Origin of the sequence: Streptomyces olivochromogenes, assembly GCF_021538895.1 — a bacterium.
In the GTDB taxonomy this organism is placed as follows: domain Bacteria; phylum Actinomycetota; class Actinomycetes; order Streptomycetales; family Streptomycetaceae; genus Streptomyces; species Streptomyces olivochromogenes_A.
In genome coordinates this window covers 16,676-43,328 of the sequence record NZ_JADDRL010000024.1, presented here as the reverse complement: position 1 = coordinate 43,328, position 26,653 = coordinate 16,676, and the positions used below count along the sequence as shown (strand labels likewise).

26 protein-coding genes are annotated in these 26,653 nt (G+C 71.5%); 8 read left to right on the top strand and 18 right to left on the bottom strand.

All coding sequences use genetic code 11. The features are described 5' to 3' along the window. Nucleotides 1–33: 33 nt before the first annotated feature. The 7 genes from rnc to IPZ69_RS14815 all read right to left on the bottom strand — a co-directional run bounded on the left by rnc (nt 34) and on the right by IPZ69_RS14815 (nt 7,468). Nucleotides 34–861, bottom strand: a complete 828-nt coding sequence (gene rnc, locus IPZ69_RS14845) for a ribonuclease III (protein ID WP_235454587.1) — start codon at nt 859–861, stop codon at nt 34–36. Nucleotides 862–869: 8 nt separating this feature from the next. Continuing rightward, nucleotides 870–1,043, bottom strand: a complete 174-nt coding sequence (gene rpmF / locus IPZ69_RS14840; RefSeq protein ID WP_007493396.1) for a 50S ribosomal protein L32 — start codon at nt 1,041–1,043, stop codon at nt 870–872. A 2-nt stretch (nt 1,044–1,045) separates the two neighbouring features. Beyond that, entirely contained in the window at nt 1,046–1,699 is a 654-nt protein-coding gene (locus tag IPZ69_RS14835; protein ID WP_235454586.1) for a YceD family protein, read from the bottom strand. A 157-nt stretch (nt 1,700–1,856) separates the two neighbouring features. Beyond that, nucleotides 1,857–2,969, bottom strand: coding sequence for a cell division initiation protein (locus tag IPZ69_RS14830; RefSeq protein WP_235454585.1), 1,113 nt, complete (start codon nt 2,967–2,969; stop codon nt 1,857–1,859). Nucleotides 2,970–3,067: 98 nt separating this feature from the next. Next, nucleotides 3,068–3,577 carry a pantetheine-phosphate adenylyltransferase gene (gene coaD / locus IPZ69_RS14825; protein WP_235454584.1) on the bottom strand — a complete coding sequence of 170 codons (510 nt, stop codon included), beginning with the start codon at nt 3,575–3,577 and terminating at the stop codon, nt 3,068–3,070. Further along, a complete protein-coding gene (gene rsmD / locus IPZ69_RS14820; protein ID WP_235454583.1) occupies nt 3,574–4,161 on the bottom strand; it encodes a 16S rRNA (guanine(966)-N(2))-methyltransferase RsmD in 588 nt (195 codons plus the stop codon). Before rsmD ends, coaD begins: the two co-directional genes overlap by 4 nt. 85 nt (nt 4,162–4,246) lie before the next feature. Continuing rightward, nucleotides 4,247–7,468 (bottom strand): helicase-related protein, encoded by a 3,222-nt coding sequence (locus tag IPZ69_RS14815; RefSeq protein WP_235454582.1) that lies wholly within the window; start codon nt 7,466–7,468, stop codon nt 4,247–4,249. A gap of 167 nt (nt 7,469–7,635) precedes the next feature. Here IPZ69_RS14815 and IPZ69_RS14810 point away from each other — a divergent pair, with 167 nt between their 5' ends. Both IPZ69_RS14810 and IPZ69_RS14805 read left to right on the top strand, forming a co-directional pair. Beyond that, nucleotides 7,636–9,465: an HSP90 family protein gene (locus IPZ69_RS14810; RefSeq protein WP_235454581.1), complete on the top strand. Its 1,830-nt coding sequence runs from the start codon at nt 7,636–7,638 to the stop codon at nt 9,463–9,465. Then, nucleotides 9,462–12,401 carry a tetratricopeptide repeat protein gene (locus IPZ69_RS14805; protein ID WP_235454580.1) on the top strand — a complete coding sequence of 980 codons (2,940 nt, stop codon included), beginning with the start codon at nt 9,462–9,464 and terminating at the stop codon, nt 12,399–12,401. The genes IPZ69_RS14810 and IPZ69_RS14805 overlap by 4 nt, the downstream gene beginning before the upstream one ends. Nucleotides 12,402–12,438: 37 nt before the next feature. Here the strand turns inward: IPZ69_RS14805 and IPZ69_RS14800 are convergent, their stop codons facing one another. Further along, a complete protein-coding gene (locus IPZ69_RS14800) occupies nt 12,439–14,148 on the bottom strand; it encodes a DAK2 domain-containing protein (protein ID WP_235454579.1) in 1,710 nt (569 codons plus the stop codon). Nucleotides 14,149–14,407: 259 nt separating this feature from the next. Between IPZ69_RS14800 and rpmB the strand changes: the two genes are divergently transcribed. Further along, entirely contained in the window at nt 14,408–14,593 is a 186-nt protein-coding gene (gene rpmB / locus IPZ69_RS14795; RefSeq protein ID WP_009190838.1) for a 50S ribosomal protein L28, read from the top strand. A gap of 133 nt (nt 14,594–14,726) precedes the next feature. On the opposite strand, the gene thiD is transcribed toward rpmB, so the two are convergent. Both thiD and IPZ69_RS14785 read right to left on the bottom strand, forming a co-directional pair. Next, nucleotides 14,727–15,518 carry a bifunctional hydroxymethylpyrimidine kinase/phosphomethylpyrimidine kinase gene (gene thiD, locus IPZ69_RS14790; RefSeq protein WP_235454578.1) on the bottom strand — a complete coding sequence of 264 codons (792 nt, stop codon included), beginning with the start codon at nt 15,516–15,518 and terminating at the stop codon, nt 14,727–14,729. Then, the gene (locus IPZ69_RS14785) at nt 15,515–16,480 is read right to left on the bottom strand and encodes a thiamine-phosphate kinase (protein ID WP_235454577.1); all 966 of its coding nucleotides are present in this window, start codon (nt 16,478–16,480) and stop codon (nt 15,515–15,517) included. The genes thiD and IPZ69_RS14785 overlap by 4 nt, the downstream gene beginning before the upstream one ends. A 206-nt stretch (nt 16,481–16,686) precedes the next feature. Between IPZ69_RS14785 and IPZ69_RS14780 the strand changes: the two genes are divergently transcribed. Continuing rightward, entirely contained in the window at nt 16,687–16,920 is a 234-nt protein-coding gene (locus tag IPZ69_RS14780) for an Lrp/AsnC family transcriptional regulator (RefSeq protein ID WP_020121007.1), read from the top strand. Nucleotides 16,921–16,940: 20 nt separating this feature from the next. After that, on the top strand, nt 16,941–17,459 hold the full coding sequence (locus IPZ69_RS14775; RefSeq protein ID WP_235454576.1) for a DUF3515 domain-containing protein: 519 nt from the start codon (nt 16,941–16,943) through the stop codon (nt 17,457–17,459). Between the two features lie 174 nt (nt 17,460–17,633). On the opposite strand, the gene IPZ69_RS14770 is transcribed toward IPZ69_RS14775, so the two are convergent. From IPZ69_RS14770 to IPZ69_RS14760, 3 genes are all read right to left on the bottom strand, one after another. Beyond that, nucleotides 17,634–18,791, bottom strand: a complete 1,158-nt coding sequence (locus IPZ69_RS14770) for a D-alanine--D-alanine ligase family protein (protein ID WP_235454575.1) — start codon at nt 18,789–18,791, stop codon at nt 17,634–17,636. Nucleotides 18,792–18,860: 69 nt separating this feature from the next. Next, nucleotides 18,861–19,871 (bottom strand): NAD(P)H-dependent glycerol-3-phosphate dehydrogenase, encoded by a 1,011-nt coding sequence (locus IPZ69_RS14765; RefSeq protein WP_235454574.1) that lies wholly within the window; start codon nt 19,869–19,871, stop codon nt 18,861–18,863. Then, nucleotides 19,868–20,650: a lysophospholipid acyltransferase family protein gene (locus IPZ69_RS14760; protein ID WP_235454573.1), complete on the bottom strand. Its 783-nt coding sequence runs from the start codon at nt 20,648–20,650 to the stop codon at nt 19,868–19,870. Before IPZ69_RS14760 ends, IPZ69_RS14765 begins: the two co-directional genes overlap by 4 nt. Nucleotides 20,651–20,805: 155 nt before the next feature. Between IPZ69_RS14760 and cofC the strand changes: the two genes are divergently transcribed. Further along, the gene (gene cofC, locus IPZ69_RS14755; protein WP_235454572.1) at nt 20,806–21,444 is read left to right on the top strand and encodes a 2-phospho-L-lactate guanylyltransferase; all 639 of its coding nucleotides are present in this window, start codon (nt 20,806–20,808) and stop codon (nt 21,442–21,444) included. A 20-nt stretch (nt 21,445–21,464) separates the two neighbouring features. After that, on the top strand, nt 21,465–21,668 hold the full coding sequence (locus IPZ69_RS14750; protein WP_235454571.1) for a hypothetical protein: 204 nt from the start codon (nt 21,465–21,467) through the stop codon (nt 21,666–21,668). Nucleotides 21,669–21,745: 77 nt separating this feature from the next. On the opposite strand, the gene IPZ69_RS14745 is transcribed toward IPZ69_RS14750, so the two are convergent. From IPZ69_RS14745 to leuC, 4 genes are all read right to left on the bottom strand, one after another. After that, nucleotides 21,746–22,381: an HU family DNA-binding protein gene (locus IPZ69_RS14745; protein WP_235454570.1), complete on the bottom strand. Its 636-nt coding sequence runs from the start codon at nt 22,379–22,381 to the stop codon at nt 21,746–21,748. Nucleotides 22,382–22,517: 136 nt separating this feature from the next. Further along, nucleotides 22,518–22,748, bottom strand: a complete 231-nt coding sequence (locus IPZ69_RS14740; protein ID WP_235454569.1) for a hypothetical protein — start codon at nt 22,746–22,748, stop codon at nt 22,518–22,520. Between the two features lie 263 nt (nt 22,749–23,011). After that, nucleotides 23,012–23,605: a 3-isopropylmalate dehydratase small subunit gene (gene leuD / locus IPZ69_RS14735; protein ID WP_235454568.1), complete on the bottom strand. Its 594-nt coding sequence runs from the start codon at nt 23,603–23,605 to the stop codon at nt 23,012–23,014. Between the two features lie 5 nt (nt 23,606–23,610). Next, on the bottom strand, nt 23,611–25,038 hold the full coding sequence (leuC, locus tag IPZ69_RS14730; RefSeq protein ID WP_235454567.1) for a 3-isopropylmalate dehydratase large subunit: 1,428 nt from the start codon (nt 25,036–25,038) through the stop codon (nt 23,611–23,613). 189 nt (nt 25,039–25,227) lie between these two features. Here leuC and ndgR point away from each other — a divergent pair, with 189 nt between their 5' ends. Then, nucleotides 25,228–25,944, top strand: coding sequence for an IclR family transcriptional regulator NdgR (gene ndgR / locus IPZ69_RS14725; protein ID WP_009320373.1), 717 nt, complete (start codon nt 25,228–25,230; stop codon nt 25,942–25,944). 116 nt (nt 25,945–26,060) lie between these two features. On the opposite strand, the gene IPZ69_RS14720 is transcribed toward ndgR, so the two are convergent. Next, entirely contained in the window at nt 26,061–26,579 is a 519-nt protein-coding gene (locus tag IPZ69_RS14720) for a DUF4188 domain-containing protein (protein WP_235454566.1), read from the bottom strand. Nucleotides 26,580–26,653 lie beyond the last annotated feature (74 nt).

Sequence of the window (26,653 nt, the reverse complement as noted above, 5' to 3'; positions counted from 1 at the left end):
GTGGGCGCTCGGTGCGCTGTTCTTCCGTTTCGCTCAGGCGGAGGCGGAGGAGGGACCGTCGTCCTCGGCGGCCTCCTTGGCCGCCTTGGCGCGCTCGTCCGCCGCGGCCCGGATGGACCGCCATGCGGACTCGGCGGCCTGTTGCTCCGCCTCCTTCTTGCTGCGGCCGGTGCCGGTGCCGTACGAGACGCCTCCGACGCGGGCGGCAGCAGTGAAGGTCTTCTCGTGGTCGGGGCCGGTCTCCGTGACCAGGTACTCGGGCACGCCGAGCCCCTCGGTCGCGGTGAGCTCCTGGAGACTGGTCTTCCAGTCCAGGCCGGCTCCGAGGTTCGAGGACTTCTCGATCAGCGGGTCGAAGAGCCGGTGCACCAGCTCGGACGCCGAGTCGAGGCCCTGATCGAGATAGACCGCGCCGATCACCGCTTCCAGGGTGTCGGCGAGGATGGACGCCTTGTCCCGGCCGCCCGTGCCCTCTTCACCGCGGCCCAGCCGGATGAAGGAGCCCAGGTCGAGCCCGCGGCCGACCTCCGCCAGCGCACGCGAGTTCACCACTGCTGCCCGCAGCTTGGCCAGCTGGCCCTCGGGCAGGTCCGGGTGGGTGCGGTACAGCGTGTCCGTGACGACGAGGCCGAGGACGGAGTCCCCGAGGAACTCCAGCCGCTCGTTCGTCGGCAGACCGCCGTTCTCGTACGCGTAGGAACGGTGGGTCAGTGCTCGCACCAGAAGGGCGGACTCGACCTGGTAGCCGAGCCGCCCTTCCAGAAGCGTGTGGGACGAGGCCGTGTTGTCCGCCTTCTTCTTGGCGGGTGCGTCCGCCATGGCGTCTTCCGCCTTCTTGGGACTGGACACAGTGCCTCTCACCAGCCCGCTCAGACTTCGAGGACCTGGCGCTTGTTGTAGGTGCCGCAAGACGGGCACGCGATGTGCTGCAGCTTGGGCTCGTGGCAGCGCTCGCACGCAACCAGGGTGGGGACCGCAGCCTTCCACTGCGACCGGCGGTGGCGCGTGTTGCTGCGCGACATCTTCCGCTTCGGAACAGCCACGGCTACTTCTCCTGCTTCTCGGCGGCGCGCGCGGATTCAGGCCCGTCGCCGCTCATCTCGTCCTTCTCGCCGTCCGACATGGTGCCGGCGAGTCCCTGCAATGCCGCCCAACGGATGTCGACGGCGTCGTGGTGGTGGTCCGGGTCGTCAGCCAGCCGCGCTCCGCATTCGGAGCACAGGCCCGGGCAGTCTTCCTGGCACACCGGCTGCATCGGCAGTGCGAGCACCACCGCGTCCCGCAGCACGGGTTCGAGGTCGAACAGGCCGTCCTCGAGAAGGAGCCTGTCCTCGTCTTCCTCGGCGTCGTCGACCGGTTCCGCCTTCACGCGGCCCCGGTCGTCGGCGTCAGGGTACGAGAACATCTCCTGGAAGTCCGCTTCGACGTCGAGCTGAAGCGGCTCCAGACACCTTACGCACTCCCCCTCGGCCTGTGCACGGGCGGTGCCTGTGACGAGCACACCTTCCATGACCGACTCAAGGCGGAGGTCGAGCTCCACCGGGGCGCCTTCCGGCACTTCGATGACTCCCTGGAGACCGAAGTCCCTGGGGGCGTCGACCGTGCGGGTCAGCCGCTGCAGCGCACCAGGACGCCTCCCCAGCTCGTGTGTGTCGAACACGAAGGGGTTTCGGTGGTCGAGGCGGGCGTTGGAGGCCATTCCTGCTTTCGATCTTCTGAGCTCTGCGGGACACTGCCCTGCGGTGTCCCGGGGCAGCGCTGATCGCGGACGTACACGCGACCGAAGAGCCAGGATACTGGACCTTTCGCTCTCGGCCCAATCCGGTACGTCGTCGCAGGCCGCACCGGTGTCCTGACTACAGGCCGCGGCCCTGTTCGTAGGCCCGCAGCTGCTCCGCACTGATCATGCTCGTGTCGAAGAGGCTGGTCTCGTCGAGGGCGTAGCCCTGCTGCTGGGCGGCCTGCTGGGGCTGCTGCGGGACCTGGTTCGGGTCGTAGGCGGCCTGCTGGGCGTCGTAGCCCTGGAAGGGGGCACCTCCCGCCGGAGCGTAGCCGGAGGTGGGGGAATAGGGATCGGCGTGCTGGTAGCCGTACGGGTCCTGCTGGGCGTACCCCTGCTGCTGCGGGAAGCCGGCGTACGGGTCCTGCTGCTGGTAGCCGTAGGCGGGCTGCTGGTCGTACTGGGCGGCGGCCGGCTGCGGCTCGGCGGGCTGGGGGTCGACGGGCCGCTCGGCCGGGGTGTCCGCGAGGGCGGCGAGGTCGGCCAGGTAGTCGGCGTCGCTGGAGTGCTGGAAGGTCGACGTGTCGTCGGCGAGGGCGCCGAGGTCGTCCGTGGCGATGCGGCCGTGCAGTTTCTGCCGGCCGCGGCCGACGGCCTCCAGCGTCTTGGCGAGGACCGCCTCGAAGGCGCCCAGCTTGGCGTCCACGTAGGCGTCGGCGTCGCGGCGCAGGGTCTCCGGGTCGTGGCTGCGCTCGGGGGCGTCGTCTTCCTCAGGGTCCACGTAGCCCTGCTCGTCCAGGCCGGGGCCGGTGCCGAGGAGCTTCTCGCGGCCGCGGCCGACGGAGCCGAGGGTCTTGGTGAGGACGACCTCGAAGTTGGCCAGCTTGGAGTCGACGTAGTCGTCGGCCTCGGCGCGGACGTCCTCGGCCTCCTGGCGGGCCTCGGCGAGGATCCGGTCGCCCTCGGCCTGCGAGCGGCGGGCGACCTCGGTGTCGGAGATCAGCGAGCCGCGCTCGGCGTGCGCCTGCCCGATGATCCGCTCGGCCTCCTGGCGGGCCTGCTCGACCATCTGCTCACGGTCGCCGATCAGCTCCTGCGCCTGTGCGAGGGAGCCGGGCAGCGCCTGGCGCACCTCTTCGAGCAGGGCGAGCAGGTCGGCGCGGTTGACCACGCACGACGCCGACATGGGCATGCCCCGGGCACCGGAGACCGCGTCCACGATCTCGTCGAGCTTCTTCTGCACGTCCACCTGTGCTCGCCACTCTCTACAGCTGTGTTGGAGACGGACGGGACGACTGTACGTCCATGGGGTGGCCGTCCGACACCGGGTGACGGGGCGTCAGCCGGTCAGTCCCTGCCGAGGCGCTTGGTGAGCGCTTCGAGCACCACCGGCGGGACCAGGTGGGAGACGTCGCCGCCCCAGGTCGCGACCTCCTTGACCAGCGAGGAGGACAGGAAGCTGTAGGTGGGGTTGGTCGGCACGAAGAGCGTCTCGACACCCGACAGGCCGTTGTTCATCTGGGCCATCTGCAGCTCGTAGTCGAAGTCGCTGACGGCGCGCAGGCCCTTGACGATGGCGGGGATGTCGCGCTGCTTGCAGAAGTCGACGAGGAGGCCGTGGAAGGCCTCGACCCGGACGTTCTCGAACTCGGCGGTGACCTGGCGGATCAGGTCGATCCGCTCGTCGACCTCGAACAGGCCCCGCTTGGCCTTGTTGATCATCACCGCGACGTAGACCTCGTCGTAGAGGCGGGAGGCGCGGGAGATGATGTCGAGGTGTCCGTTGGTGATGGGGTCGAACGACCCGGGACATACGGCGCGGCGCACTTGTGATCCCTCGCTCTCCGGTCCGGTCATCGTGCGTCTTCGCACGTAGAGGCGGCGCGACCGTACCAAAACGTTCCCTCGCCGTAACGGCGGGCCCGGAGCCCTTCGAAGCCGTCGGGCCAGTGGAATTCGCCACCTCTGGTGCTGCGCTCCACGGTGACGAGCGCTTCCTCCGCGAGCCAGCCCTCCGTGTGGAGTGTGAGCAGAATCTCGCGAAGATCGTCGTCGGTGACGGCGTACGGCGGGTCGAGGAAGACGATGTCGTACGGTTCGGCGGGCGCCGGTGTCCGAATGATCTGTTCCGCCTTGCCCGCCCTGACCTCGGCACCGGGAAGGCCGATGCTGCGTACGTTGTCCCGGACCGTGCGGGCGGCACGGGCGTCGGCCTCGACGAGCAGGGTGTGGCCGGCGCCGCGGGACAGGGCCTCCAGGCCGACGGCGCCCGAGCCGGCGTACAGGTCGAGGACGCGTTCACCGTCCAGCGGGCCGCCCAGCAGGGACTGCCAGGTGGAGAAGAGGCCTTCGCGCGCGCGGTCGGAGGTCGGACGCGTACCGGTTCCCGGCGGGACGGCCAGGCGGCGTCCGCCGGCCGTGCCGGCGATCACGCGGGTCATGTGGGGTCCTTGGTCGTGGGGCGGTGACAGGTCCAGTCTGGCAGGCGAAAGTGGGGGGTGCCGCGCGTCGTACGGCCGTCATGGCTCACCCCTTTTCCAGGTACTGCTCCCGCTCCTCGTCCAACAGGGCGTCCAGAGCCGTACGCAGGCCCGGCAGCCGGGTCAGCTCCGGATCGGCCGCCACCACCGCCGCCGCCTCCTCGCGGGCCTCGGCGATGACCTCCTCGTCGTCGATGACGGCGAGCACCCGCAGGCTGGAGCGGGCGCCGGACTGGGCCTGGCCGAGGACGTCGCCCTCGCGGCGCTGTTCGAGGTCGATGCGGGAGAGCTCGAAGCCGTCCAGGGTGGAGGCGACCGCGGTGAGCCGCTGGCGGGCCGCGCTCGCCTCCGGCATCTCGGTGACCAGGAGGCAGAGACCGGCGGCGGAACCACGGCCGACGCGGCCGCGCAGCTGGTGGAGCTGGGAGACGCCGAAGCGGTCGGCGTCCATGATCACCATCGCGGTGGCGTTCGGGACGTTCACGCCGACCTCGATCACGGTCGTGGCGACCAGGACGTCACTCTCCCCGGCCGCGAAGCGGCGCATGACGGCGTCCTTGTCGTCCGGGTGCATACGGCCGTGCAGCACCTCCACCTTCAGGCCGGCGAGCGGGCCCTTGGCCAACTGGTCGGCCACGTCGAGGACGGCGAGCGGGGGACGCTTCTCGGCCTCGTCCTCGGGCGACTTCTTCTTCGGGTCCACCTCCTCGTCCCCGATCCGGGGGCAGACGACGTACCCCTGGTGCCCGTTCTCCACCTCCTCGCGCACCCGCTCCCAGGCGCGGGCCAGGAAGTGGGGCTTGTCGGCGGCCGGGACGACATGGCTGGCGATCGGTGAACGGCCGGCCGGGAGCTGGTCCAGGACGGAGGTCTCCAGGTCGCCGAAGACGGTCATGGCGACCGTGCGCGGGATCGGCGTGGCGGTCATGACGAGCAGGTGCGGCGGCTGCTTGCCCTTGCCGCGCAGGGCGTCGCGCTGCTCCACCCCGAACCGGTGCTGCTCGTCGACCACGACCAGCCCCAGGTCGTGGAACTGCACCTTGTCCTCGATCAGCGCGTGCGTGCCGATCACGATCCCGGCCTCGCCGGTGACGAGATCGAGCAGCGCCTGCCGTCGTGCGGCCGCCCCCATCGACCCGGTGAGCAGCACCACCTTGGTGGCCCGCTCGGCGCCGCCCAGCATCCCTCCCTCGGCGAGCTCGCCCATCATCTCGACGACCGACCGGTGGTGCTGCTGGGCGAGTACCTCGGTGGGCGCGAGCATGGCGGCCTGCCCACCGGCGTCCACAACGGCGAGCATGGCGCGCAGCGCCACCATCGTGTTGTGGGTCACCGTGAAGTGGTCGGTGACGTAGGCATGGCTGGGGTGGGCGACGCTAATGCACTGGACGGGCTTCCGTCCCACATACTCAACCGCGCGAATTCCGCGCCGGAACGTGCTGTATTTCGACCTGGGCCGTACGCGATCGGCCTTGCGGGTCAGCCTGAACGGAGCGTACTCGCCAGGCATGGCCACCGAGACGTCGAAGGCTGCCTTCTTCGGCAGAACGCGCGCTCGACCGCCCAGTGACCGCACAAGCCAAGCGACATCGTCCGCGAGCCTGCGCGAGGCTGAGCAGAACGAGATGCTCATGCCATCCGGCTGGACTGTGCCGTCGGTGTCCATGAGCCCTTGGAGCAGAGCCAGACGGTTCTTGATCGAGGTGTTCTTGAACTCGTCGGGGACGAATTTCTCGTGCGACGTCACACCCCACAGATTCAGATCACGCAGGATTTGAATCACAGGATTGCGCGCGCCTCCGGCACGTTCCACAAGCTGGATCGTGTAGTCACAAGGGGACCCCTTGACCGGGATCAGGCGACACTCGGGTGCCACCGCTGTCGCCACAGCGACACGGATCTCGTCATCGATGGTGGCCAGACGCAGGTTGTGGCGAAATGAACCGTCTCCCAACAGGAGACCGAACAGATACGGATCGAGGGGCAGTCCACAATCGTCTCCCAGGTCGACCGGAGTGGCCACCGGGAGATACCACTTCGAATCTCCGTTCGCCTTGAACGTGTCGAGACGAATCTCCCGGGTCGTCATGATCTTGGGTGCCTGAGAACGGTGCCACCCACAGCTCGTACCCACGATCCAGAGATGCTCGTCGTCGCACTCGACAGAACTTCCGTCGGAAAGAACCAGGCGCCAGACATCGCGCTCTCCTTGCGGAAAGACTCCGTCGATCCGTGCGATCCCGCCGTCCGGCACGACGACTTCGTCCCCCTCCCGCACATCCCCCATACGCCGGAAGCCCACGGGTGTCAGCACGAGCGAGTCGAGAGGCTGAGCCTTTCCGGAACCCACCTCCCCCTGCAGCAGCCGGTGCATCGGATGGGCGGTGGCCAGGTCGTCGAAGATCTCCGTGGAGACCTTTCGCTGGCCGTCGGTGAGGGTGAAGGGGAGGCGGTCGTCGAACGCCGTGAGCAGACCGTCCGGGCTGGGCTTCCGCGGCACCGCCGGGAGCTGGGCGTCGGTGTGGCGTCGGCGGGCGAGGGCGACCTGGAGGACGAAGGCCTCGTCCCACTTGAGGCGGGCACGGGCGTCCTCGATGTCCGCCTTGGTGTGCGGGCGGTGGATCTTGAGGAGGGCCTCGGGCAGGGAGACCAGGCCGCGGCCCTCGCGCAGGGACTCGGGCAGCGGGTCGACGGCCTCCTGGGCGCTGGGCAGGACGGTCTGGACCGCCTTGCCGATCTTCCAGGACTCCAGCTTGGCGGTCGCCGGGTAGAGCGGGATGAGGGCGCCGGCCCAGGTCTCCACCGTCTCGTCGCTGTCGCCGCGCAGCAACTCGTAGGCCGGGTGTGCCAGTTGCAGGCGGCGGTTGAACACGGAGACCTTGCCCGCGAACATCGCACGTGTGCCCGGCAGGAGCTCCTTGTGGGGCTTGTGAACGCCGCTGCCGAAGAAGACCAGTTGGAGGCGGCCGCTGCCGTCCGTGATGGTCACCTCGAGGCGCTGGCCCTTGCCCCGGGGCGCCTTGGAGGAGGCGAACGAGTGCAGGCGGGCGTCGGCGACCTGGGCGACCACCGTGACGTGCTCGTCCATGGGCAGGTCGGCCAGGTGCGTGAGCTGCCCGCGCTCCTCGTACCTGCGCGGGTAGTGGTGCAGGAGGTCGCCGACGGTGTGCAGGCCGAGGTGCTCGGCCATCACCTTCGCGGTGGCGGGGCCGAGCACTGACTTCAGTGGTTGTTTCAGTGGTTCTTCCAGTGCGGGCACGAGATCCATTGCACACCACGCCACTGACATTGCCGTATACATATCGGGAAACCCCTGGTCAGACGGGCTGTTCGGGCTCTAGGATGGCGCGCTCCGGCCATCCCCCGCGGTCACCGCCTCACACGGGACCGCCCGACCCCGCGCCGTCGCGACATCCCCCCACCGGCGCTGCGACGATGGACTCCCAGACCTCACAGTCATCCCAGGCATCCCAGTCACCTCACACGTTCCAGGTCGACCTGCGCGGTCTGGTGGACCTGCTGTCCCATCACCTGTACTCCAGTCCCAAGGTCTATCTGCGCGAGCTGCTGCAGAACGCGGTGGACGCCATCACGGCCCGGCGCGCCGAACAGCCGGACGCCCCGGCGCGGGTGCGGCTCTTCGCCGACGGCGGTGCGCTGCGGGTGGAGGACACCGGCGTCGGACTCACCGAGTCGGACGTGCACAGTCTGCTGGCGACCATCGGCCGCAGCTCCAAGCGTGCCGAGGGGCTGCAGCAGGCCCGCTCCGACTTCCTCGGCCAGTTCGGCATCGGGCTGCTGGCCTGTTTCGTGGTCGCCGAGCGGATCCGGGTCGTCAGCCGCAGCGCCCGTACGCCCGATGCCCCGCCCGTGGAGTGGACGGCCCGCGACGACGGCTCGTACACCGTGCGGACGCTGCCCGCCGAGGCGCGCCCCGAGCCGGGCACCACCGTGCACCTGGAGGCGCGCGCCGGGTCGGCCGAGTGGCTCTCGCCCGAGCGCGTGCTCGCCCTGGCCCGGGACTTCGGCTCGCTGCTGCCCTACGACGTCCGCGTCGGCGACGAGGCGGTCACCGACCTGCCCGCGCCCTGGGACCGCGCGTACCCCTCCCCCGCCACCCGCCGGGTGGCGCTGGCCCGGCACTGTCGCGAGCTGTTCGGGTTCACTCCGCTGGACTCGATCGAGCTGAACGTGCCGCTGGCCGGGATCCGCGGGGTGGCGTACGTGCTGCCCGCGGCGGTCAGCCCGGCCCAGCGGGCGACCCACCGGGTGCACCTGAAGGGCATGCTGCTGACCGAGCGGGCCGAACAGCTGCTGCCGGACTGGGCGTTCTTCGTGCGCTGCGTCCTGGACACGGACAGCCTGCGGCCCACGGCCTCGCGCGAGTCGCTGTACGAGGACGAGACCCTCGCCGCCGTACGGGAGGCGCTCGGCGAAAGGATTCGGTCCTGGCTGACCGCACTGGCGGCCGGCGACCCCGACCGGCTGGCCGCGTTCCTGGCGGTGCACCACCTAGGGGTGAAGTCCCTCGCCCGGCACGATCCGGAGATGCTGCGCACGATGCTGCCGTGGCTGCCCTTCGAGACGACCGACGGACGGCTGTCCCTGGAGGAGTTCGCGCAGCGGCACCCGGTGGTGCACTTCACCCGGACCGTCGAGGAGTACCGGCAGGTCGCGCCGATCGCCTCCGCGCAGGGCGTCGGGGTGATCAACGGCGGTTACACGTACGACAGCGAGCTGGTCGAGGCGCTGCCGTCGGTGCGCCCGGGGACGGTGGTCGCCGAGCTGGACGCGGACACCGTGACCGCGCACCTGGACGCGGTCGACCCGGCCGAGGAGCTGGCGCTGTCCGGTTTCCTGGCGGCCGCGCGGGCCAAGCTCGACCCCCTGGGCTGTGACGTCGTCCTGCGCGCCTTCCACCCGCTGTCCGTGCCCGCGCTGCACCTGGACGACCGGGGCGCCCGGCACGAGCAGGCCCGCGCGGAGGCCGAGGAGCAGGCCGACGACCTGTGGGCGGGCATCCTCGGCTCGCTGCGCGGCAGCGCCCCGCGCGCGCGTCTGGTGCTCAACCACCTCAATCCGCTGATCCGGCGGATCAGCTCCCTGAAGGACCCGGAGCTGATCGGCACCGCCACGGAGTCGCTGTACGGGCAGGCGCTGCTGATGGCCCAGCGGCCGCTGCGGCCCGCCGACTCGGCGCTGCTCAACCGCGCGTTCATCGGCCTCCTGGAATGGGCCACTCACGGGGAGGACGGTCGCCGATGACCGAAGACAGCGGGATCACCGACTTCGACGCGCTGCGCCGGGCGATGGCGGAGAACGGCGAGCAGCCGGAGGGCCCGGCCCGCAACGCGCGCGCGGAGCAACTGCTCGCCGACGCCGAGCGGCTGACCATCCCGCTCGCCGTGATCGAGGCGCTCGGACACCAGCTGAAGGTCTACAACTACAGCTCCGAGAAGGACAAGATGTTCGTCCCGTTCGCGCGGCTGCTGCGCATGTGGGACGAACGCCCGGAGGACTTCGACGAGTACGAGACCCATTCGCTGCACTGGGTCTTCAAGTGGATGTCCTCGGGCATGCTGGACCAGCCGCACATCCCGCTCGCCTCGATCGAGAAGTGGCTCGGCGAGATGGAGCACCGCTACCGGCTGGCCGGGCACTCCGAACGGGCCGTGCGCAGCGCCGAGTTCAACGTGGCCGCGCACATCGGGGACCTGGACCGCGCGGAGCGGGCGTACGGCGCCTGGCTGGCCGCCGACCGGGACCGGATGGCCGACTGCCACGCCTGCGAGCTGCACGGGCAGGGCATCTGGCAGGTGACCCGGGGCCGGGACGCCGAGGCGCTGGAGCTGTGGCGGCCGGTCCTGGAGGGCGAGTACACCTGCGCCCACGAGCCGCACAGCGTGCTCGCCTCCTCCCTGACGCCGCTGCTGCGGCTGGGCCGCACGGACGAGGCGCGCGCGCACCACCTGCGCGGCCTGCGGCTGGTGCGGCCCATGGAGAGCATGCGCGGCGCGTACGCGGACCACGTGGAGTTCTGCGCGCTGACCGGCAACGAGGCGCGCGGTCTGGAGCTGCTCGCGGAGCGGCCGGCCTACTTCACGGACGCGGGACAGCCGCGCAGCCGGCTGGACTTCATGACCGTCGTGACCCTGCTGATGGACCGCCTGACCGCCCTGGGGCTGGGCGGGCAGCAGGTGCCCGGTCCCGCGGGGCGGGCGTGGACCGCGGCGGAACTCGCCGCCCACGCGCGCGCCGAGGCCCTGGACCTGGCCGGGCAGTTCGACCGGCGCAACGGCACCCCGTACATCGGCGAGCGGGCCCGCGCGCGCATGGAGCAGCGTCCGCCGGTGGAGCGGCTGCCGCTGGGCGTGCGGACGGCCACCGTGCGCACCCCCGCGACCACCGCGGCGCCCCCGGCCGCCGCGGTCGCCGTCCCGGAAGAGGAACCGGACCTGCCGGCGCTGATCGCCGAGGCCCGGCGGCTGTCGGACACCCTCCGGCCGAACGCCATCGAGGCGTGGGCGGCGGTCGCCCGGGCCGCCGAGGGGATCGAACTGGACGCGCTCGACCGCGCGGAGATCGCCGACCACGAGGCCATGGACCGCGGACCCGACGGCATCGGCCTGTTCGAGCGGGCGGCCGGGCTCTACGCGGAGGGGGGCGACCCCGGGGAGGCACTGGCGGCACGCACGCGTGCGGCCTACGTACGCGCCCTGTCGGGTCACGTCGACGAGGCGCTCGCGGCGGTCGCCGAGCCCTACGACCAGGCCCTCGCGCTGTACGCGGAGGACGGCACCGGCGTACGGCAGACGGCGTCCGTGCTGATGGGGCGGGCCCGGATCCTGATGCGGCGGGCGCACGAGCACGGGGAGCACACCCTGCCGGACGCCGAGCGGGCCGTACGGGAGCTTTTGGCGCTGGTCCACGGGCACACCGGCGGCGACGTGCGGCTGGCGTCCCGGGCCGCCGAGGGGCAGGCGATGCTCGCGGAGCTGGCGGAGCTCACCGGGGACGCAGAGGCCGCGGCGGGGCTGTTCCGGCGGGCCGCGCGGGAGTTCGTGGAAGGCGGGCTGCCATGGTTCGCGGTGGAGTACGAGGTGCGGGTGGCCGCTCTCTCCCATCAGCTCGGCGACATGGCGGAGGCGGAGCGGGCGCTGCGCGCGTCCCTGGAGCACGGCGGGCCGTTCCTGGAGGCGACGGGGCGGGCCCAGCTGCACCTCCGGCTCGCCGAGGTCGTCGGGGGCCTGGGCGAGGTGCGGGAGGCGGCGGAGCACGCCCTGGAGGCGGCGCACTGGGCCGACGAGGCGGGCGAGAGCGCGACCCTGGGCTCCTGGGCGCGGCACCAGCTGGGCGGCTTCCTGCTGCGGCAGGGGCGCTACCCGGAGGCCGCCGAGGTGCTGGAGTCGGCGCTGCCCGACCTGAGCGCCGAGACGCACGGCGACGGCGCGATCGTGCAGACGCAGTGGTGGCTCGGCGACTGTCTCAGTGAGCTCGGCGAGCACCGCGCGGCGGCCGAACGCCGGCTCCAGGCGGCCGAGCTCGCCCGGAACTGGCCCGAGCAGCAGGACCACGCCACGCTGGCCCACCTCGCCGCCGAGTCCCTCGGCCAGGCGGGGCTGCCCGCCGAGGCGGACCAGGCCTACGCGCGCGCGGGCGACCTGTGGCGCTCCCTCGGCAACGTCCACGGCCTGGTCCGCAGCCTGCGGGCCCGCGCGTGGCTGGCACTGCGCTCGGGGGCCGGGCTCGACCGGGCCCGGAGCCTGATGGCGGACGCGGCCGGCGAGTGCGAGGCGGCCCTGGAGACGGTGGACGACGTGGAGGCGCGCGAGTCGCTCACCGCCGAACTGGGTCACACCCATCGCCAGTTCGCCGACCTGGTGGCCCGCTCGGTGTCCGAGGAGGCCGAGGACACCGCGATCCGGGCCGCGTTCGAGGAGGCGCTGGCCCAGGCGGTACGGGCGAGCGCCGTGTTCGGCTCGCTGGGCGAGGAGGGCCTGCACAGCCGCACGGGTGCCGAGCTCGCCGCCGGCTGGCTGGAGGCCGACCTGGGCCGCCCGGCCGACGCGGCCGCACGCGCGCGTGCGGTGCTCGCGGCCTACGAGGGCGCCGACGGCACGGACGAGGCGGTGCGGGCGCGACGGGCCGAGGCGCACCAGATGCTGGACCTGCCCGACCTCCCGGAGGCCCGCCGGGGGTGAGGGACGGGCGCCGGGTGCCCCCTCCTGCGGGAGGGGGTCACTCCACGCCGATGAGCAGCAGTGCTCCCTGTCGTCCGCCCCGGTAGACGACGGTGTCGACGGCGAGGTAGGACTCCCGGACGCGTGTCTCCAGGCGGCCGGCGATCTCTTCCGGCGCCTCGTCGCCGAGGACGAGGGTGACCAGTTCGCCGCCGGCCTGGAGCATCCGGTCCAGGACGGTCTCGGCGGTGGCCGTGACGTCCGAGCCGATCACGGCCACGTCGCCGTCGATGAGGCCGAGGACGTCGCCGGCCTGGCAGATGCCGGCCATGGTCCAGGACTGGCGTTCGGCGACGACGACCTCCGCGTGGCGGGTGGCGCCCGCCGCGGAGGTCATCTGGACGACGTCCTCGTCGAAGCGGCGCTCCGGCGCGTGCACGGCGAGCGCGGCGATCCCCTGGACCGCCGAGCGGGTCGGGATGAGGGCGACGCGGATGCCCTCCGCGCGTGCCTGCTCCGCGGCCGCGGCCGCCGTGTGGCGCAGCTCCGCGTCGTTGGGCAGCAGCACCACCTCGCGCGCGTGGGCGCGCCGTACGGCCTGGACGAGCTCCCCGCTGGCGGGCGGCTCCCCGGGGCGCGCGAGCACGGTGGTGGCGCCGGCCTCGGTGTACAGCCCGGCCAGGCCCTCGCCGGGTACGACCGCCACGACGGCGCGCTGGGCCCGCTCGCGGGGCGGCCGCTCGCGGCCGGTGTGCGCGTCGCCGAGCCCGAAGTGCGTGATCCTGATCCGGTACGGGCGCCCGGCCTCGACGCCCGCCTCCACGGCGGCGCCCGCGTCGTCGACGTGCACATGGACGTTCCACAGTCCGTCGCCGCCGACCACGACCAGGGAGTCGCCGAGGCCGTCGAGCCGCTCGCGCAGCCGTGCCACGGCGGAGTCCTCGGCCTCCAGCAGATAGATGACCTCGAAGGCGGGCCCGCCTTCCGCCGGCCCGTCGTCGCACCCGGCCGCCTCCGGGGCGGCGGCCGCCCCGCGCGCGTGGGCCTCCGCGAGGGCCTCCGGGTGCGCCTCGTACGCGGGCGCCGTCGACCGCACCCCCGTCGGCGCCTCACCCGTGAACGTCTCCACCAGGGCCGCCAGCACCGCCACCAGGCCCCGCCCGCCGGCGTCGACCACTCCGGCCCGCTCCAGGACGGCCAGCTGCCCCGGAGTCGCCGCGAGCGCCGTGCGCGCACCTTCGTAGGCCGCGCGCGCGACCGTTCCGCAGTCCCCCTCGGCGCCCTCGGCCGCCTCGGCGGCGGCCGAGGCGACGGACAGCACCGTGCCCTCGACGGGGTGGGCCACGGCCTGGCGGGCGGAGTCGGCCGCGTGCCGCAGGGCCAGCCGCAGTCCCGGTCCGTCGGTGTGGGCGGTCGTGCCGTCGGCAGTGAGTACCTGGGTCATGCCGCGCAGCAGCTGGGCGAGGATGGTGCCGGAGTTGCCGCGTGCCCCGATGAGGGCCCCGTGGGCCATGGCGTGCACGGCGTCGGCCAGGGACGGTCCCGTGCCCTGCGCGGGACCCGCCTCGTACCCGGCGAACACGGCCTCGACCGCCGCCACGGCGGACTCCAGGGTCAGATAGAGGTTCGTGCCGGTGTCGCCGTCGGCCACCGGGTACACGTTGATCGCGTCGATCTCCTCGCGCGCCTGTCCCAGCGCCCGGAGTGCGAGACCGCACCAGGTGCGCACCGCGAGAGCATCGAAGAATGTCTGCGGCACCTGCGCCACCTGCGCCTCCCTGAGCTGCTGGACGTGGGACGCAGCGTAGACCCCGGGTCGGTGTGCGCCGGAGGAGGGCCTGGGGCGGGGGCCTGAGCTGCCATGGTAGTTTCGTTGTACGGACGCAGTCGTTGTATGCTGCTCCGGTTGCCCGATCCCGATCGGGCCATTCCCCCTGGCAACGCCACTCAAGATCTCAGATCCTAGGATCTCGATCCCGGCATGCCGGGATCAACCGTAAGTGCATCTGAAGTCTTTGGAGTGACCCGTGGCTGCCAACTGCGACGTCTGCGGCAAGGGGCCGGGCTTCGGCAACAACATCTCGTTTTCGCACCGCCGTACGTCCCGCCGCTGGAACCCGAACATCCAGCGTGTGCGTACCGTGGTCGGCGGGACGCCGAAGCGCGTGAACGCTTGCACCTCGTGCATCAAGGCCGGCAAGGTCTCGCGCTGACGCAAACGCTGAGCGCGCGGCCACTGCTGGTTCGCTGCATGGAGCCGGTCCACCTGAGGGTGGGCCGGCTTTTTGCCGTCCCCGCTCCTGATGCTCTCGCGTCGGCCGTCCTCGCCTTCGCCGTACCCGCGGATCAGGCCCGCAGCCGCCACGCGTGATCCACCGGTCCGATCCCGCCGCCCAGCGCGAAGCCGGCCGCGATGGCCCCGGTGACGTACTCCTTGGCCGCCCCCACCGCCTGCGGCACCGTCCGGCCCTTCGCCAGCCCGGCCGCGATCGCGGAGGCGAGCGTGCAGCCCGTGCCGTGCGTGTGCCGGTTGTCGTGCCGGGGTGACCGCAGCCAGTGCTCCTCGGAGCCGTCGGTCAGCAGGTCGACGGCGTCCCCGGGCAGATGCCCGCCCTTGATCAACACCCACCGCGGGCCGTACTCCAGGACGGCCGCGGCCGCCTCCCGCAGCCCCTCCTCCGACTCGACCCGCAGGCCCGTGAGTTGGGTCACCTCGTCGAGGTTCGGGGTGGCCACGGTCGCCGCCGGCAGCAGTTTCGTGCGCACCGAGTCCAGCGCCGAGGCGGCCAGCAGCGAGTCGCCGTGCTTGGAGATGCCCACCGGGTCCACGACCGCCGGGGCATGTGTGCCGGTGATCAATTCGGCCACCGCCTCGACGAGTTCCGCAGAGGCCAGCATGCCGGTCTTCACGGCCTGGACGCCGATGTCGTCCACGACGCTGCGGTACTGGGCCCGCACCGCCTCCACCGGCAACTCCCAGGCGCCCTGCACACCGACCGAGTTCTGCGCGGTCACCGCCGTGATCACGCTCATGCCGTGCACGCCGAGCGCCAGCATCGTCTTCAGGTCGGCCTGGATGCCCGCGCCGCCCCCGGAGTCGGAGCCGGCCACGGTGAGGACCCTGGGCGGGGCGCTCACGACTCGATGTCCCCGAAGTGGTCCCAGCCGCCCTTGCTGGTCCACGGGGCCCCGTCGACCGTCACCTGGGGCAGCGCCGAGGGGTTGAGGACCTCGCCGATGACCTTCCAGCGGGCCGGCAGCTTCACGTCCGGCGGGAAGGTCGCCACGATCGCGTGGTCCTCTCCCCCGGTCAGCACCCACTGGATGGGGTCGACGCCGACGGCCTGGCCGATGTCGTTCATCTGCGACGGGATGTCGATCGCCCCGGAGCGGATGTCGATACGGACCTTGCTGGCCTCGGCGATGTGCCCGAGGTCGGCGATCAGTCCGTCGCTCACGTCGCACATCGCGGTCGCGCCGAGCCCGGCGGCGGCCGGACCCGCGTGGTACGGCGGTTCGGGGCGCCGGTGGGCCTCGACGAACGCGCGCGGCGAGCGGAAGCCCCGGGACAGCACCGCGTATCCGGCCGCGGACCAGCCCAGCCAGCCCGTCACCGCGACGAGGTCGCCGGGCTGCGCGCCGGCCCGGGTCACGGGCTCCTGGTTGCGCAGATCGCCGAGCGCGGTGATCGACACCATGATCGTGTCGCCCCGTACGACGTCCCCGCCGACCACCGAGGCGCCCGCCACCTGGCACTCGTCGCGCAGGCCGTCCATCAGCTCGGTGGGCCAGGTGACCGGGAGTTCGGCGGGGACGACCAGGCCGAGCAGCAGCGCGGTCGGTACGGCGCCCATGGCGGCGATGTCCGCGAGGTTCTGCGCGGCCGCCTTGCGCCCCACGTCGTACGCCGTGGACCAGTCGCGGCGGAAGTGCCGCCCCTCCAGCAGGATGTCGGTGCTCGCCACCACCCGGCGGTCGGGCGCGGCGACCACCGCGGCGTCGTCGCCGGGGCCGACCCGGACCGCCGGGGTGGTGGTGAGACGGGAGGTGAGCTCCCTGATGAGCCCGAATTCCCCTAGCTCACCAACAGTGCCCTTCATCGCCCTATCGCCCCTTCGTCGCCTGTCCGTACCCGCTCGCGCGCCATTCTCGCCCCCATTACGGTCGAGATGACCGTCAACTTCTGTCGTACCCGCACCCCGGCGCGCAAGCCTCGGTCTCCGCAGGTCTCCCCGCGGCGAGCGGCGACGCGATACCGTGGCGTTCCTTTTCCCCACATGATCCTCGTGGCCGCCCTGGAGGTTCCGTGGTACAGGCGTACATCCTGATCCAGACGGAGGTCGGCAAAGCGTCGACCGTCGCTGAGACGATCAGCAAGATCCCTGGAGTCATCCAGGCCGAGGACGTGACAGGACCGTATGACGTCATCGTGCGCGCGCAAGCCGACACCGTCGACGACCTCGGCCGCCTGGTGGTGGCCAAGGTCCAGCAAGTGGACGGCATCACCCGCACCCTGACCTGCCCGGTCGTCCATCTGTAGCCCCCGTCTACCCTTGGCCGGTGAACATCTTCCGTCACCGGCCGATCCGCCTGCCCGCGCTCGCCCTGCTGATCGGCGTCGCGGGCTGCTCATCAGCAGACGACAGTGCCACCGTCGCGGTTCCCAGCCCCGACGCGAAGACGGCCGCGCAGTGCCGGGCCCTGCACGAGGTGCTGCCGCGGACGGTGGACGGACGCAAGCGCGACGACCCCGAGCCCCGGTCCGCCTTCACGGCGGGCTGGGGAAGCCCGGCGATCATACTGCGCTGCGGAATCACCCGGCCGCCGAAGATGATCGACCCCGAAGTCGCCCGTGGCGAAGACCCCGACGCGATGGGCGGCGGGGTCAACGGCGTGGACTGGCTGATGGAGAAGCAGGACGACGGGACGTGGCGGTTCACCACGGCCGAGCGCGAGACGTATGTGCAGGTGAGCCTGCCGGACGGGATGTCGCAACAGGACGACGGCGCCCAGGTGCTCATCGACCTGGCGGCGGCTGTGAAGAAGGCGATCCCCAAGGGGATCGCCTCCATGACCTGACGGCCGCCCGCGCGGCGCCCGGGGCCGGTGGCCACGGGCCCGGCGGCCAAGCAGGTCGGGTTCGAAGTCCACTGCAGTTCGGCAGCGCCCTGAAGGGGTGCGGGGAACTGCGCGACCAGCCACGACGTTGCCGCAGACGAGGGACGGAATGTCGCGGCACTTCCAGCGGAGCGCTCAGCGAAGACCCGTCGACCTGCGCAGGGCCGCCTGCACCAGGCGGTCCACCAGTTCCGGGTATCTGATCCCGGTCGCCTGCCACATCTGCGGGTACATCGAGATCGGCGTGAAGCCGGGCATCGTGTTGATCTCGTTGATCACGAACTCGCCGTCCTCGGTGAGGAAGAAGTCCGCGCGGACCAGGCCCTCGCAGGAGGCCGCGTCGAAGGCGTCCACCGCGAGCCGGCGCACCTCGGCGGTCTCCTCGTCGGTGAGCGGGGCCGGGACGATGCCGGGCGTGGAGTCGATGTACTTCGCCTCGAAGTCGTAGTACGCGTGCGCGTCCGGCGGCGGGATCTCCGCGGGCACCGAGGCGCGCGGGCCGTCCTCGAACTCCAGGACGCCGCACTCGATCTCGCGGCCGCGCACCGCGGCCTCCACCAGGATCTTCGGGTCGTGCCGCTGGGCCTCCGCGATCGCCTCGTCGAGGCCCGAGAGGTCGTCGACCTTGGTGATGCCGATCGACGAGCCCGCGCGCGCGGGCTTCACGAACAGCGGCCAGCCGTGCTCGCCGGCGAAGTCGACGATCTTCTTGCGGGCGGCCGGCTCGTCCTGCTGCCACTCACGGGGCCGGATCACCACGTACGGGCCCACCTTGAGCCCGAAGGAGGTGAACACCCGCTTCATGTACTCCTTGTCCTGGCCCACGGCCGAGGCGAGCACGCCCGCGCCCACGTACGGGACACCGGAGAGCTCCAGGAGGCCCTGGAGGGTGCCGTCCTCGCCGTACGGGCCGTGCAGCACCGGGAAGACCACGTCGACCTCGCCGAGGGCCTTGGGCACGGAGCCGGGCTCGCTGTAGACGACCTCGCGGTTGGCGGGGTCGACGGGGAGCACCACGCCGCCCTCGGCCGACTCCGCGAGCTCGTCGACGCTCGGCGTGCGGCGGTCGGTGATGGCCATGCGGTCCGGCTCGTCCGCGGTGAGCGCCCAACGGCCGTCCCGGGTGATGCCGATCGGCAGGACGTCGTACTTGGTCCGGTCGATGGCGCGCAGTACGGCGCCCGCGGTGACCACGGAGATCCCGTGTTCGGAGCTGCGGCCGCCGAACACGACGGCCACGCGCGGCTTGCGAGACTGCTGCTCAGGGCTCTGGGGGAGGTTCTCGGTGCTCATATCGCGTTGAGAGTACCCGGTGGTAGTGCCCCGAGACAGCGTTGGAACGGCGGGGGCGCCCGGCGTCGCTCAGCGTCGTTCGGGTTTCGCGCTGCGCGACATCAGCTCCTTGAGGGCGACCACCGGCGGCTTGCCCTCGTGCACGATGTCCACCACCGTCTCGGTGATCGGCATGTCGACGCCGTGCCTGCGGGCCAGATCCGCCACGGACTCGCACGACTTGACGCCCTCGGCGGTCTGCCGGGTGACCGCGATGGTCTCCTCCAGGGTCATGCCCTTGCCGAGGTTGGTGCCGAAGGTGTGGTTGCGGGACAGCGGCGAGGAGCAGGTGGCCACCAGGTCGCCCAGGCCCGCGAGTCCGGAGAAGGTCAGCGGGTCGGCGCCGAGCGCCAGACCGAGCCGGGTGGTCTCGGCGAGACCGCGCGTGATCAGCGAGCCCTTGGCGTTGTCGCCGAGGCCCATGCCGTCGGCGATGCCGACCGCGAGCCCGATCACGTTCTTGACCGCGCCGCCGAGTTCGCAGCCGACGACGTCGGTGTTGGTGTACGGGCGGAAGTACGCGGTGTGGCAGGCGGCCTGGAGCCGCTGGGCGACCGCCTCGTCGGTGCAGGCCACCACGGCGGCGGCGGGCATGCGGGCGGCGATCTCCCGGGCCAGGTTGGGCCCGGTGACGACCGCGACGCGGTCCCGGCCGACCTTGGCGACGTCCTCGATGACCTCGCTCATCCGCATCGTGGAGCCCAGTTCGACGCCCTTCATGAGGGAGACGAGGACGGTGTCGGGCGCGAGCAGCGGACTCCATTCCGCGAGGTTGGCGCGCAGGGTCTGGGAAGGCACCGAGAGGACCGTGAAGTCGGCGCCGGCGGCGGCCTCGGCCGGGTCGGTGGTGGCCCGCAGGTTCGCCGGGAGCTCGACGCCCGGCAGGTAGTCGGGGTTCGTCCGGGTGGAGTTGATCGCCTCCACGACCTCCGCGCGGCGGCCCCACAGGGTGACGTCGCACCCCGCGTCGGCGAGCACCATGCCGAACGCCGTGCCCCACGAACCGGCGCTGAAGACCGCCGCCTTGACCGGCTTGCTCACTTGCCCCGTCCCTGCCCTTCTGCCTGCCTGCCCTGCGACTGCGTCTGTGCCTCGGTCCGGCGCCGCTGCTCGATCCGCTCGCGGCGCGGGTCGTACGGCGTCTCGGGCGCCTTCTCGCCGCGGATCTCCTCCAGCAGGCGGGTGATGGCGGCCATGATGACCTCGGTGGCCTCCTTGAGGAGCTCCGGGGTCATCTCCTGGTCGTAGAAGCGCGACAGGTCGACGGGCGGGCCGGCCAGGACGTGGTGCGTCTTGCGCGGAAAGAGGTCCGGCTTCTTGGCGTACGCCGGCAGGAGCGCGTTGGCGCCCCACTGCGCGACCGGGACGACCGGGCACTTCGTCTGCAGGGCCACGCGCGCGGCACCGGTCTTGGCGGTCATGGGCCAGCCGTTCGGGTCGCGGGTGAGGGTGCCCTCGGGGTAGAAGGCGACGCACTCACCGCGTTCCACGGCGTCGATCGCGGCCCGGAACGCGCTGAGCGCGTCGGTGCTCTCGCGGTACACGGGGATCTGCCCGGTGCCGCGCATCGCGGCACCGACGAATCCCTTCTTGAAAAGCCCGCTCTTCGCCAGGAATCGCGGAACGCGTCCGGTGTTGTACTGATAGTGCGCGTACGCGAAGGGGTCGACGTGGGAATTGTGGTTCACCGCGGTGATAAATCCACCCTCGGCCGGAATGTGCTCCATTCCACGCCAGTCCCGCTTGATCAGAATCACCAGCGGCGGTTTGCACAGGACCGCTGCGAAGCGGTACCAGAAGCCGATTCTGCGGCGGGACACTCGGACACCTTCCTCTAGGACTGCCCCCGGGGCCGGGGGGCCGCACAAGTGTCGCCCCAGGCCGCCGGTCTGTCGAGAACACCGTACGCCCCGCCGCCCGGGCCGCCAGAGGACCCGGGTGACAATGACCGCAACCAGTAAGGGACGGTACGCCGGTGCAGTGGACCTTGGTCATCCCCGTGAAGCCCTTGGCGCGGGCCAAGAGCAGGCTCTCGGACACCGCCGCCGACGGGCTGCGCCCGGGGCTGGCCCTCGCGTTCGCGCAGGACACGGTGGCCGCGGCGCTGGCTTGTCCGCAGGTCGGGGATGTGGCGGTCGTCACGGGCGACGCGCTCGCGGGCCGCGAGCTCGCGGCGCTGGGGGCCCGCATCGTGGCGGACGAGCCCGGTGGCGGCCTGAACGCCGCCCTGGCGCACGGGGCGAGGGTCATACGGTCCCGGCGCGCCGAAACCCCGGTGGCGGCCCTGAACGCCGATCTGCCCGCCCTGCGCCCCGCGGAATTGTCCCGGGTCCTGGCCGCGGCGGCTCAATTCCCGCGGGCTTTTCTCCCCGATGCGGCCGCAATCGGCACCACCCTGCTGACGGCGGCCGGCGGCCGGGAATTGCACCCGGCATTCGGCGTCGATTCCCGGGCCCGGCACCGGGCGTCGGGGGCGGTGGAACTCGGGCTGGACGCGGTGGATTCGGTACGCCAGGACGTGGACACCGGCGAGGACCTGCGGGCGGCGCTGGCGCTGGGGGTGGGTCCGCGGACGGCGGCGGCGACGGCCCGGCTGCTGATTCCCGGGCAGTAGCGGCACAGTAGGCTTCCGCCATGCAGGCGACCGCATACACGTACGACCCCGAGACCCGCAGCGGGCAGGTACTGCTCGACGACGGGACGCCGGTGCCCTTCGACGCTCCGGCGTTCGACGCGGGAGGGCTGCGGCTGCTGCGGCCGGGACAGCGCGTACGGATCGAGACGGAGGGTGCCGAAGACGGCCTCCGCATCACGCTCGTGACCCTGCAGACGTTCTGAGCGTCCCCCCGGACGCGCCGCGGGCCGGGCTCCCCACGGGAGTCCGGCCCGGCGTGTGAGTGCCCTGTGCCTCGCCTCTAGCGGGCGGTGGCCTTCTTGGCGGTGGTCTTGCGGGCCGTCGACTTCTTGGCCGGGGCCTTCTTGGCGGTGACCTTCTTCGCAGGGGCCTTCTTGGCGGTGGTCTTCTTGGCCGCGGCCTTGGCCGTGGTCGTCTTCTTGGCGGCCGCCGTGGTCTTCTTCGCGGTCGTCTTCTTCGCCACGACCTTCTTGGCGGTGACGGCCTTCTTCACGGGCGCCGCCTTCTTCGCCGTGACCTTCTTCGCGGCCGCCTTGGTGGCCTTCTTCGCCGCGGCCTTCTTGACCGTGGCGGCGGCTCCGCCGGTCAGGCTGCCCTTGGGCGCCTTCTTGACCGCGACCTCACCGCCGCGCGGCAGCTTCTTCGAGCCGCTCACCAGGTCCTTGAAGCCCTGACCGGCGCGGAAGCGCGGCACGGAGGTCTTCTTGACCCGAACCCTCTCGCCCGTCTGGGGGTTACGGGCGTAGCGGGCGGGGCGGTCCACCTTCTCGAAGGACCCGAAGCCGGTGACCGAGACCCGCTCGCCCGCGACGACCGCGCGGACGATGGCGTCCAGAACATGATCGACAGCATCGGCGGCCTGCTGGCGGCCACCCATCTTGTCGGCAATCGCTTCAACGAGCTGCGCCTTGTTCACGTCTTCCCCTTCGGAGACATCGCCAGAACGAAAGTGTTCAAGCTTTTTCGCACGTTAGGCAGATATATACCGCAAATCAAACACGAAACGGGCTTATCACCCTTGTGCCGCAACCGACTCGGTTGTCTCGGGCGGTTCAGCGTTCCTCGTCAGGGATTCGACCCTCGTCCAGGTCCGCCGTGAACCGCTCCAGACGCCTTGCCGCATCGGCGAGATCGTGCTTGGCCGCGGCCGTAATGACCAGCAGCTTCCGGGTCAGCGCCATCCGTACGCCCTCCGGGACTTGCAGTGCGCGCACTCTTGCGTGCGCTTCCTTCAGTTGGGCCGCGACCGCCGTATAGAGCGTGAGTTGGCCGTCGCTGTCCATGCACAGATTGTGCCATCTGGGGCGAGTTGTCGCCTGCGCAGGGTGCAACTGCCGCCTCGAATGGCCTTCCGGGCACTTGCCAAGCCCGCAATCACAGCACTCACTTACCCAGGCAACCGCCGCACTAACGTGGGAAGTTGAGCGGACCTGCGGGAACGCCCAGGGCCGTTCGGGTGCAGACATGGCTGTACCCCCAATCGTGGCGATCGGGGGTACAGAGGGGGTGTTGTGGTGGCCGAATCTCGACCCGTTCGGGACTTGGTTCAGACCTGGAGCGTCCGCGGCTTGTAGGAGGGCCGCTTGGCCTCGTAGGCGGCGATGTCGGCCTCGTTCTGGAGGGTGATGGAGATGTCGTCCAGCCCGTTCAGCAGCCGCCAGCGGGAGTTCTCGTCCAGCTCGAAGGAGGCGGTGATGCCCTCGGCGCGCACCTCACGGGCCTCGAGGTCCACCGTGATCTCGGCCTGCGGGTCCTTCTCCGTGAGCTCCCACAGCGCATCCACGGTCTGCTGCTCCAGAACCACCGTGAGCAGGCCGTTCTTCAGCGAGTTACCGCGGAAGATGTCGGCGTAGCGGGAGGAGACGACCGCCTTGAAGCCGTAGTTCTGCAGCGCCCAGACGGCGTGCTCACGGGAGGAGCCGGTGCCGAAGTCGGGGCCCGCGACCAGGACGGTGGCGCCCTGCCGCTCGGGGCGGTTGAGCACGAACTCCGGGTCCTTGCGCCAGGCCTCGAACAGCCCGTCCTCGAACCCGTCCCGGGTCACCTTCTTGAGCCAGTGAGCAGGGATGATCTGGTCGGTGTCGACGTTGCTGCGGCGCAGCGGGACGGCCCGGCCGGTGTGGGTGGTGAATGCTTCCATGACTCTCAGACTCCAGCGGGGGCGGCGGTTGCGTCGGCCAGGTCGGCCGGGGAGGCCAGGTGGCCCAGGACGGCGGTCGCGGCCGCGACCTGCGGCGACACCAGGTGCGTACGCCCGCCCTTGCCCTGCCGGCCCTCGAAGTTGCGGTTGGAGGTGGACGCGGAGCGCTCACCCGGGGCCAGCTGGTCCGGGTTCATGCCCAGGCACATCGAACAGCCCGCGTGCCGCCACTCGGCGCCGGCCTCCTTGAAGACCACGTCCAAGCCCTCGGAGACGGCCTGCAGACCGACCCGCGCGGAGCCCGGGACGACCAGCATCCGTACGCCGTCGGCGACTTTACGCTCCCGCAGGATGTCGGCGGCGGCACGCAGGTCCTCGATGCGGCCGTTGGTGCAGGAACCTACGAAGACGGTGTCCACGTTGATGGAGCGCAGCGCCTGACCGGCCTCCAACCCCATGTATTCCAGGGCCTTTTCGGCGGCCAGGCGCTCCGAAGCGTCTTCGTACGAAGCCGGGTCGGGGACCTGCGCCGAAAGCGGCGCGCCCTGGCCGGGGTTGGTGCCCCAGGTGACGAACGGCGACAGCTCGTCGGCGTGGATGACGACCTCGGCGTCGAAGACCGCGTCCTCGTCCGTCCTCAGGGTCTTCCAGTACGCCACGGCGGCGTCCCAGTCCTCGCCCTCGGGGGCGTGGGCACGGCCCTTGATGTACGCGAAGGTCGTCTCGTCGGGGGCGATCATGCCCGCGCGGGCACCGGCCTCGATCGACATGTTGCAGATGGTCATCCGGGCCTCCATCGAGAGCTTCTCGACGGCGGAGCCGCGGTACTCCAGGATGTAGCCCTGGCCGCCGCCCGTACCGATCTTGGCGATGATCGCCAGGATCAGGTCCTTGGCGGTCACGCCCTCGGGCAGCTCGCCCTCGACGGTGATGGCCATGGTCTTGGGGCGGGCCAGCGGCAGCGTCTGGGTGGCCAGCACGTGCTCCACCTGGGAGGTGCCGATGCCGAACGCCAGCGCGCCGAAGGCGCCGTGCGTGGAGGTGTGCGAGTCGCCGCAGACGACGGTGGTGCCGGGCTGGGTCAGGCCCAGCTGCGGGCCCACGACGTGGACGACGCCCTGCTCGACGTCGCCCAGCGGGTGCAGCCGGACGCCGAAGTCGGCGCAGTTCTTGCGCAGCGTCTCCAGCTGGGCGCGGGAGACCGGGTCCGCGATGGGCTTGTCGATGTCGAGGGTCGGGGTGTTGTGGTCCTCGGTCGCGATGGTGAGGTCGAGGCGGCGCACCTGGCGGCCGTTCTGGCGGAGCCCGTCGAAGGCCTGCGGGCTGGTCACCTCGTGCAGCAGGTGCAGATCGATGAAGAGGAGGTCGGGCTCGCCCTCGGCGCGCCGGACGACGTGGTCGTCCCAGACCTTCTCCGCGAGTGTCCTACCCATCGCTTTCCCTTCGGCCGGCCATGGTGCGCCGGCCCAACTAGAGATCTTGAGGAGGCAGCGCCCGCGCCCCTGTTCACGGGCACTCGCCGCCCGGCCCGTTCGGTGCTCGGGCCGTTGTGCTTACAAGGGTTGCGCGTCTCACCGAAAATTGAACTTGCGTTTCACAGAGTGAGACGTGAGTATCGTTGCATGGACAACAGTAGCGGCGTCGGCGTTCTGGACAAGGCGGCCCTCGTCCTGAGCGCTCTGGAGTCCGGCCCGGCCACCCTCGCGGGACTGGTCGGGGCCACCGGACTGGCAAGACCCACGGCACACCGCCTTGCCGTGGCTTTGGAACACCACCGCATGGTGGCTCGCGACATGCAGGGCCGTTTCATTCTCGGCCCGCGGCTCGCCGAGCTGGCCGCGGCGGCGGGCGAGGACCGCCTGCTGGCCACGGCGGGCCCCGTGCTCACGCACCTGCGTGACGTCACCGGCGAGAGCGCGCAGCTCTACCGACGCCAGGGTGACATGCGCATCTGCGTGGCCGCGGCGGAACGCCTGTCCGGCCTGCGGGACACCGTCCCGGTCGGTTCGACCCTCACGATGAAGGCGGGCTCGTCCGCGCAGATCCTGATGGCCTGGGAGGAGCCGGAGCGCCTGCACCGGGGCCTGCAGGGCGCCCGTTTCACGGCGACGGCCCTGTCGGGTGTACGGCGGCGCGGCTGGGCCCAGTCCATCGGCGAGCGGGAGCCGGGCGTCGCGTCCGTCTCCGCGCCGGTGCGCGGCCCCTCCAACCGCGTGGTGGCCGCCGTGTCCGTCTCCGGTCCGATCGAGCGCCTGACCCGCCACCCGGGCCGTATGCACGCGCAGGCGGTCATCGACGCCGCCGCGCGCCTGTCCGAGGCCCTGCGCCGCTCCGGCTGACCACCGGATCAGGGACGCTCCCGGGGAAGGCCGGCCTCAACGCCGCGGCAGGCCCTCCCCGGTCCCCCGTCCCCCTCGCCGGTCGGGCTCGCCGACCGGCATGCCGGCCCGGCCCGTCAACGCGTCTCCTCGCTGGCCCCGGCCGAGCGGTGCGCGAAGCGGTCCTTGGCATAGCGCCCCCGCGCCTCGACCGGGACCTGGCCGTGCGCCGCCGCGAGGCCGAAGGCCGGCATGTCGGCGTAGATCGACTCGTGCGACCCCTCGGGCACGACATACGTCTCGTGCCACAGCCCGACGTGCCCGCGCATCTTCCCCGCCCGCTCCTTGCGGTTGATGATCGCCCACGCCCGGTGGTGGAACATGTCGGGCGAGTGCGCGTACGCGTAGAGCTTCTCCTTGGACTCCCAGTACTGGACGACGTAGTACGTCCGCGGCGAGGCCGTCAGCAGTACGTGCCCCAGCAGCCCCCGCTCGGCGTCCCGTCCGAGCTCCTTCAGCATGCGGAGCATCGACACCATGACCGGCACCCACTGGTGCACCGCCCAGAAGTGGTTGACGCGCATGCCGATCAGGAGCACCACGGCGTCCCCGTCCACCGCGGCGGTGGTGCGCCCGGGCACCGGCTTCACGACCATCACGAGCCTCCGGATCCCCTATCGGATAGCGGCACTATCCTTCTCGGCGGTGCTTGGATAGTGGCACTTACCAA

What these genes read in the sequence shown, in the direction of transcription:
- IPZ69_RS14835 (WP_235454586.1), bottom strand. Translation starts at nt 1,699, where the DNA reads ATGGCCTCCAACGCCCGCCTCGACCACCGAAACCCCTTCGTGTTCGAC.
- coaD (WP_235454584.1), bottom strand. Translation starts at nt 3,577, where the DNA reads ATGACCGGACCGGAGAGCGAGGGATCACAAGTGCGCCGCGCCGTATGT.
- rsmD (WP_235454583.1), bottom strand. Translation starts at nt 4,161, where the DNA reads ATGACCCGCGTGATCGCCGGCACGGCCGGCGGACGCCGCCTGGCCGTC.
- IPZ69_RS14815 (WP_235454582.1), bottom strand. Translation starts at nt 7,468, where the DNA reads ATGGATCTCGTGCCCGCACTGGAAGAACCACTGAAACAACCACTGAAG.
- IPZ69_RS14810 (WP_235454581.1), top strand. Translation starts at nt 7,636, where the DNA reads ATGGACTCCCAGACCTCACAGTCATCCCAGGCATCCCAGTCACCTCAC.
- IPZ69_RS14805 (WP_235454580.1), top strand. Translation starts at nt 9,462, where the DNA reads ATGACCGAAGACAGCGGGATCACCGACTTCGACGCGCTGCGCCGGGCG.
- IPZ69_RS14785 (WP_235454577.1), bottom strand. Translation starts at nt 16,480, where the DNA reads ATGAAGGGCACTGTTGGTGAGCTAGGGGAATTCGGGCTCATCAGGGAG.
- IPZ69_RS14770 (WP_235454575.1), bottom strand. Translation starts at nt 18,791, where the DNA reads ATGAGCACCGAGAACCTCCCCCAGAGCCCTGAGCAGCAGTCTCGCAAG.
- IPZ69_RS14750 (WP_235454571.1), top strand. Translation starts at nt 21,465, where the DNA reads ATGCAGGCGACCGCATACACGTACGACCCCGAGACCCGCAGCGGGCAG.
- IPZ69_RS14740 (WP_235454569.1), bottom strand. Translation starts at nt 22,748, where the DNA reads ATGGACAGCGACGGCCAACTCACGCTCTATACGGCGGTCGCGGCCCAA.
- leuD (WP_235454568.1), bottom strand. Translation starts at nt 23,605, where the DNA reads ATGGAAGCATTCACCACCCACACCGGCCGGGCCGTCCCGCTGCGCCGC.
- leuC (WP_235454567.1), bottom strand. Translation starts at nt 25,038, where the DNA reads ATGGGTAGGACACTCGCGGAGAAGGTCTGGGACGACCACGTCGTCCGG.
- ndgR (WP_009320373.1), top strand. Translation starts at nt 25,228, where the DNA reads ATGGACAACAGTAGCGGCGTCGGCGTTCTGGACAAGGCGGCCCTCGTC.
- IPZ69_RS14720 (WP_235454566.1), bottom strand. Translation starts at nt 26,579, where the DNA reads ATGGTCGTGAAGCCGGTGCCCGGGCGCACCACCGCCGCGGTGGACGGG.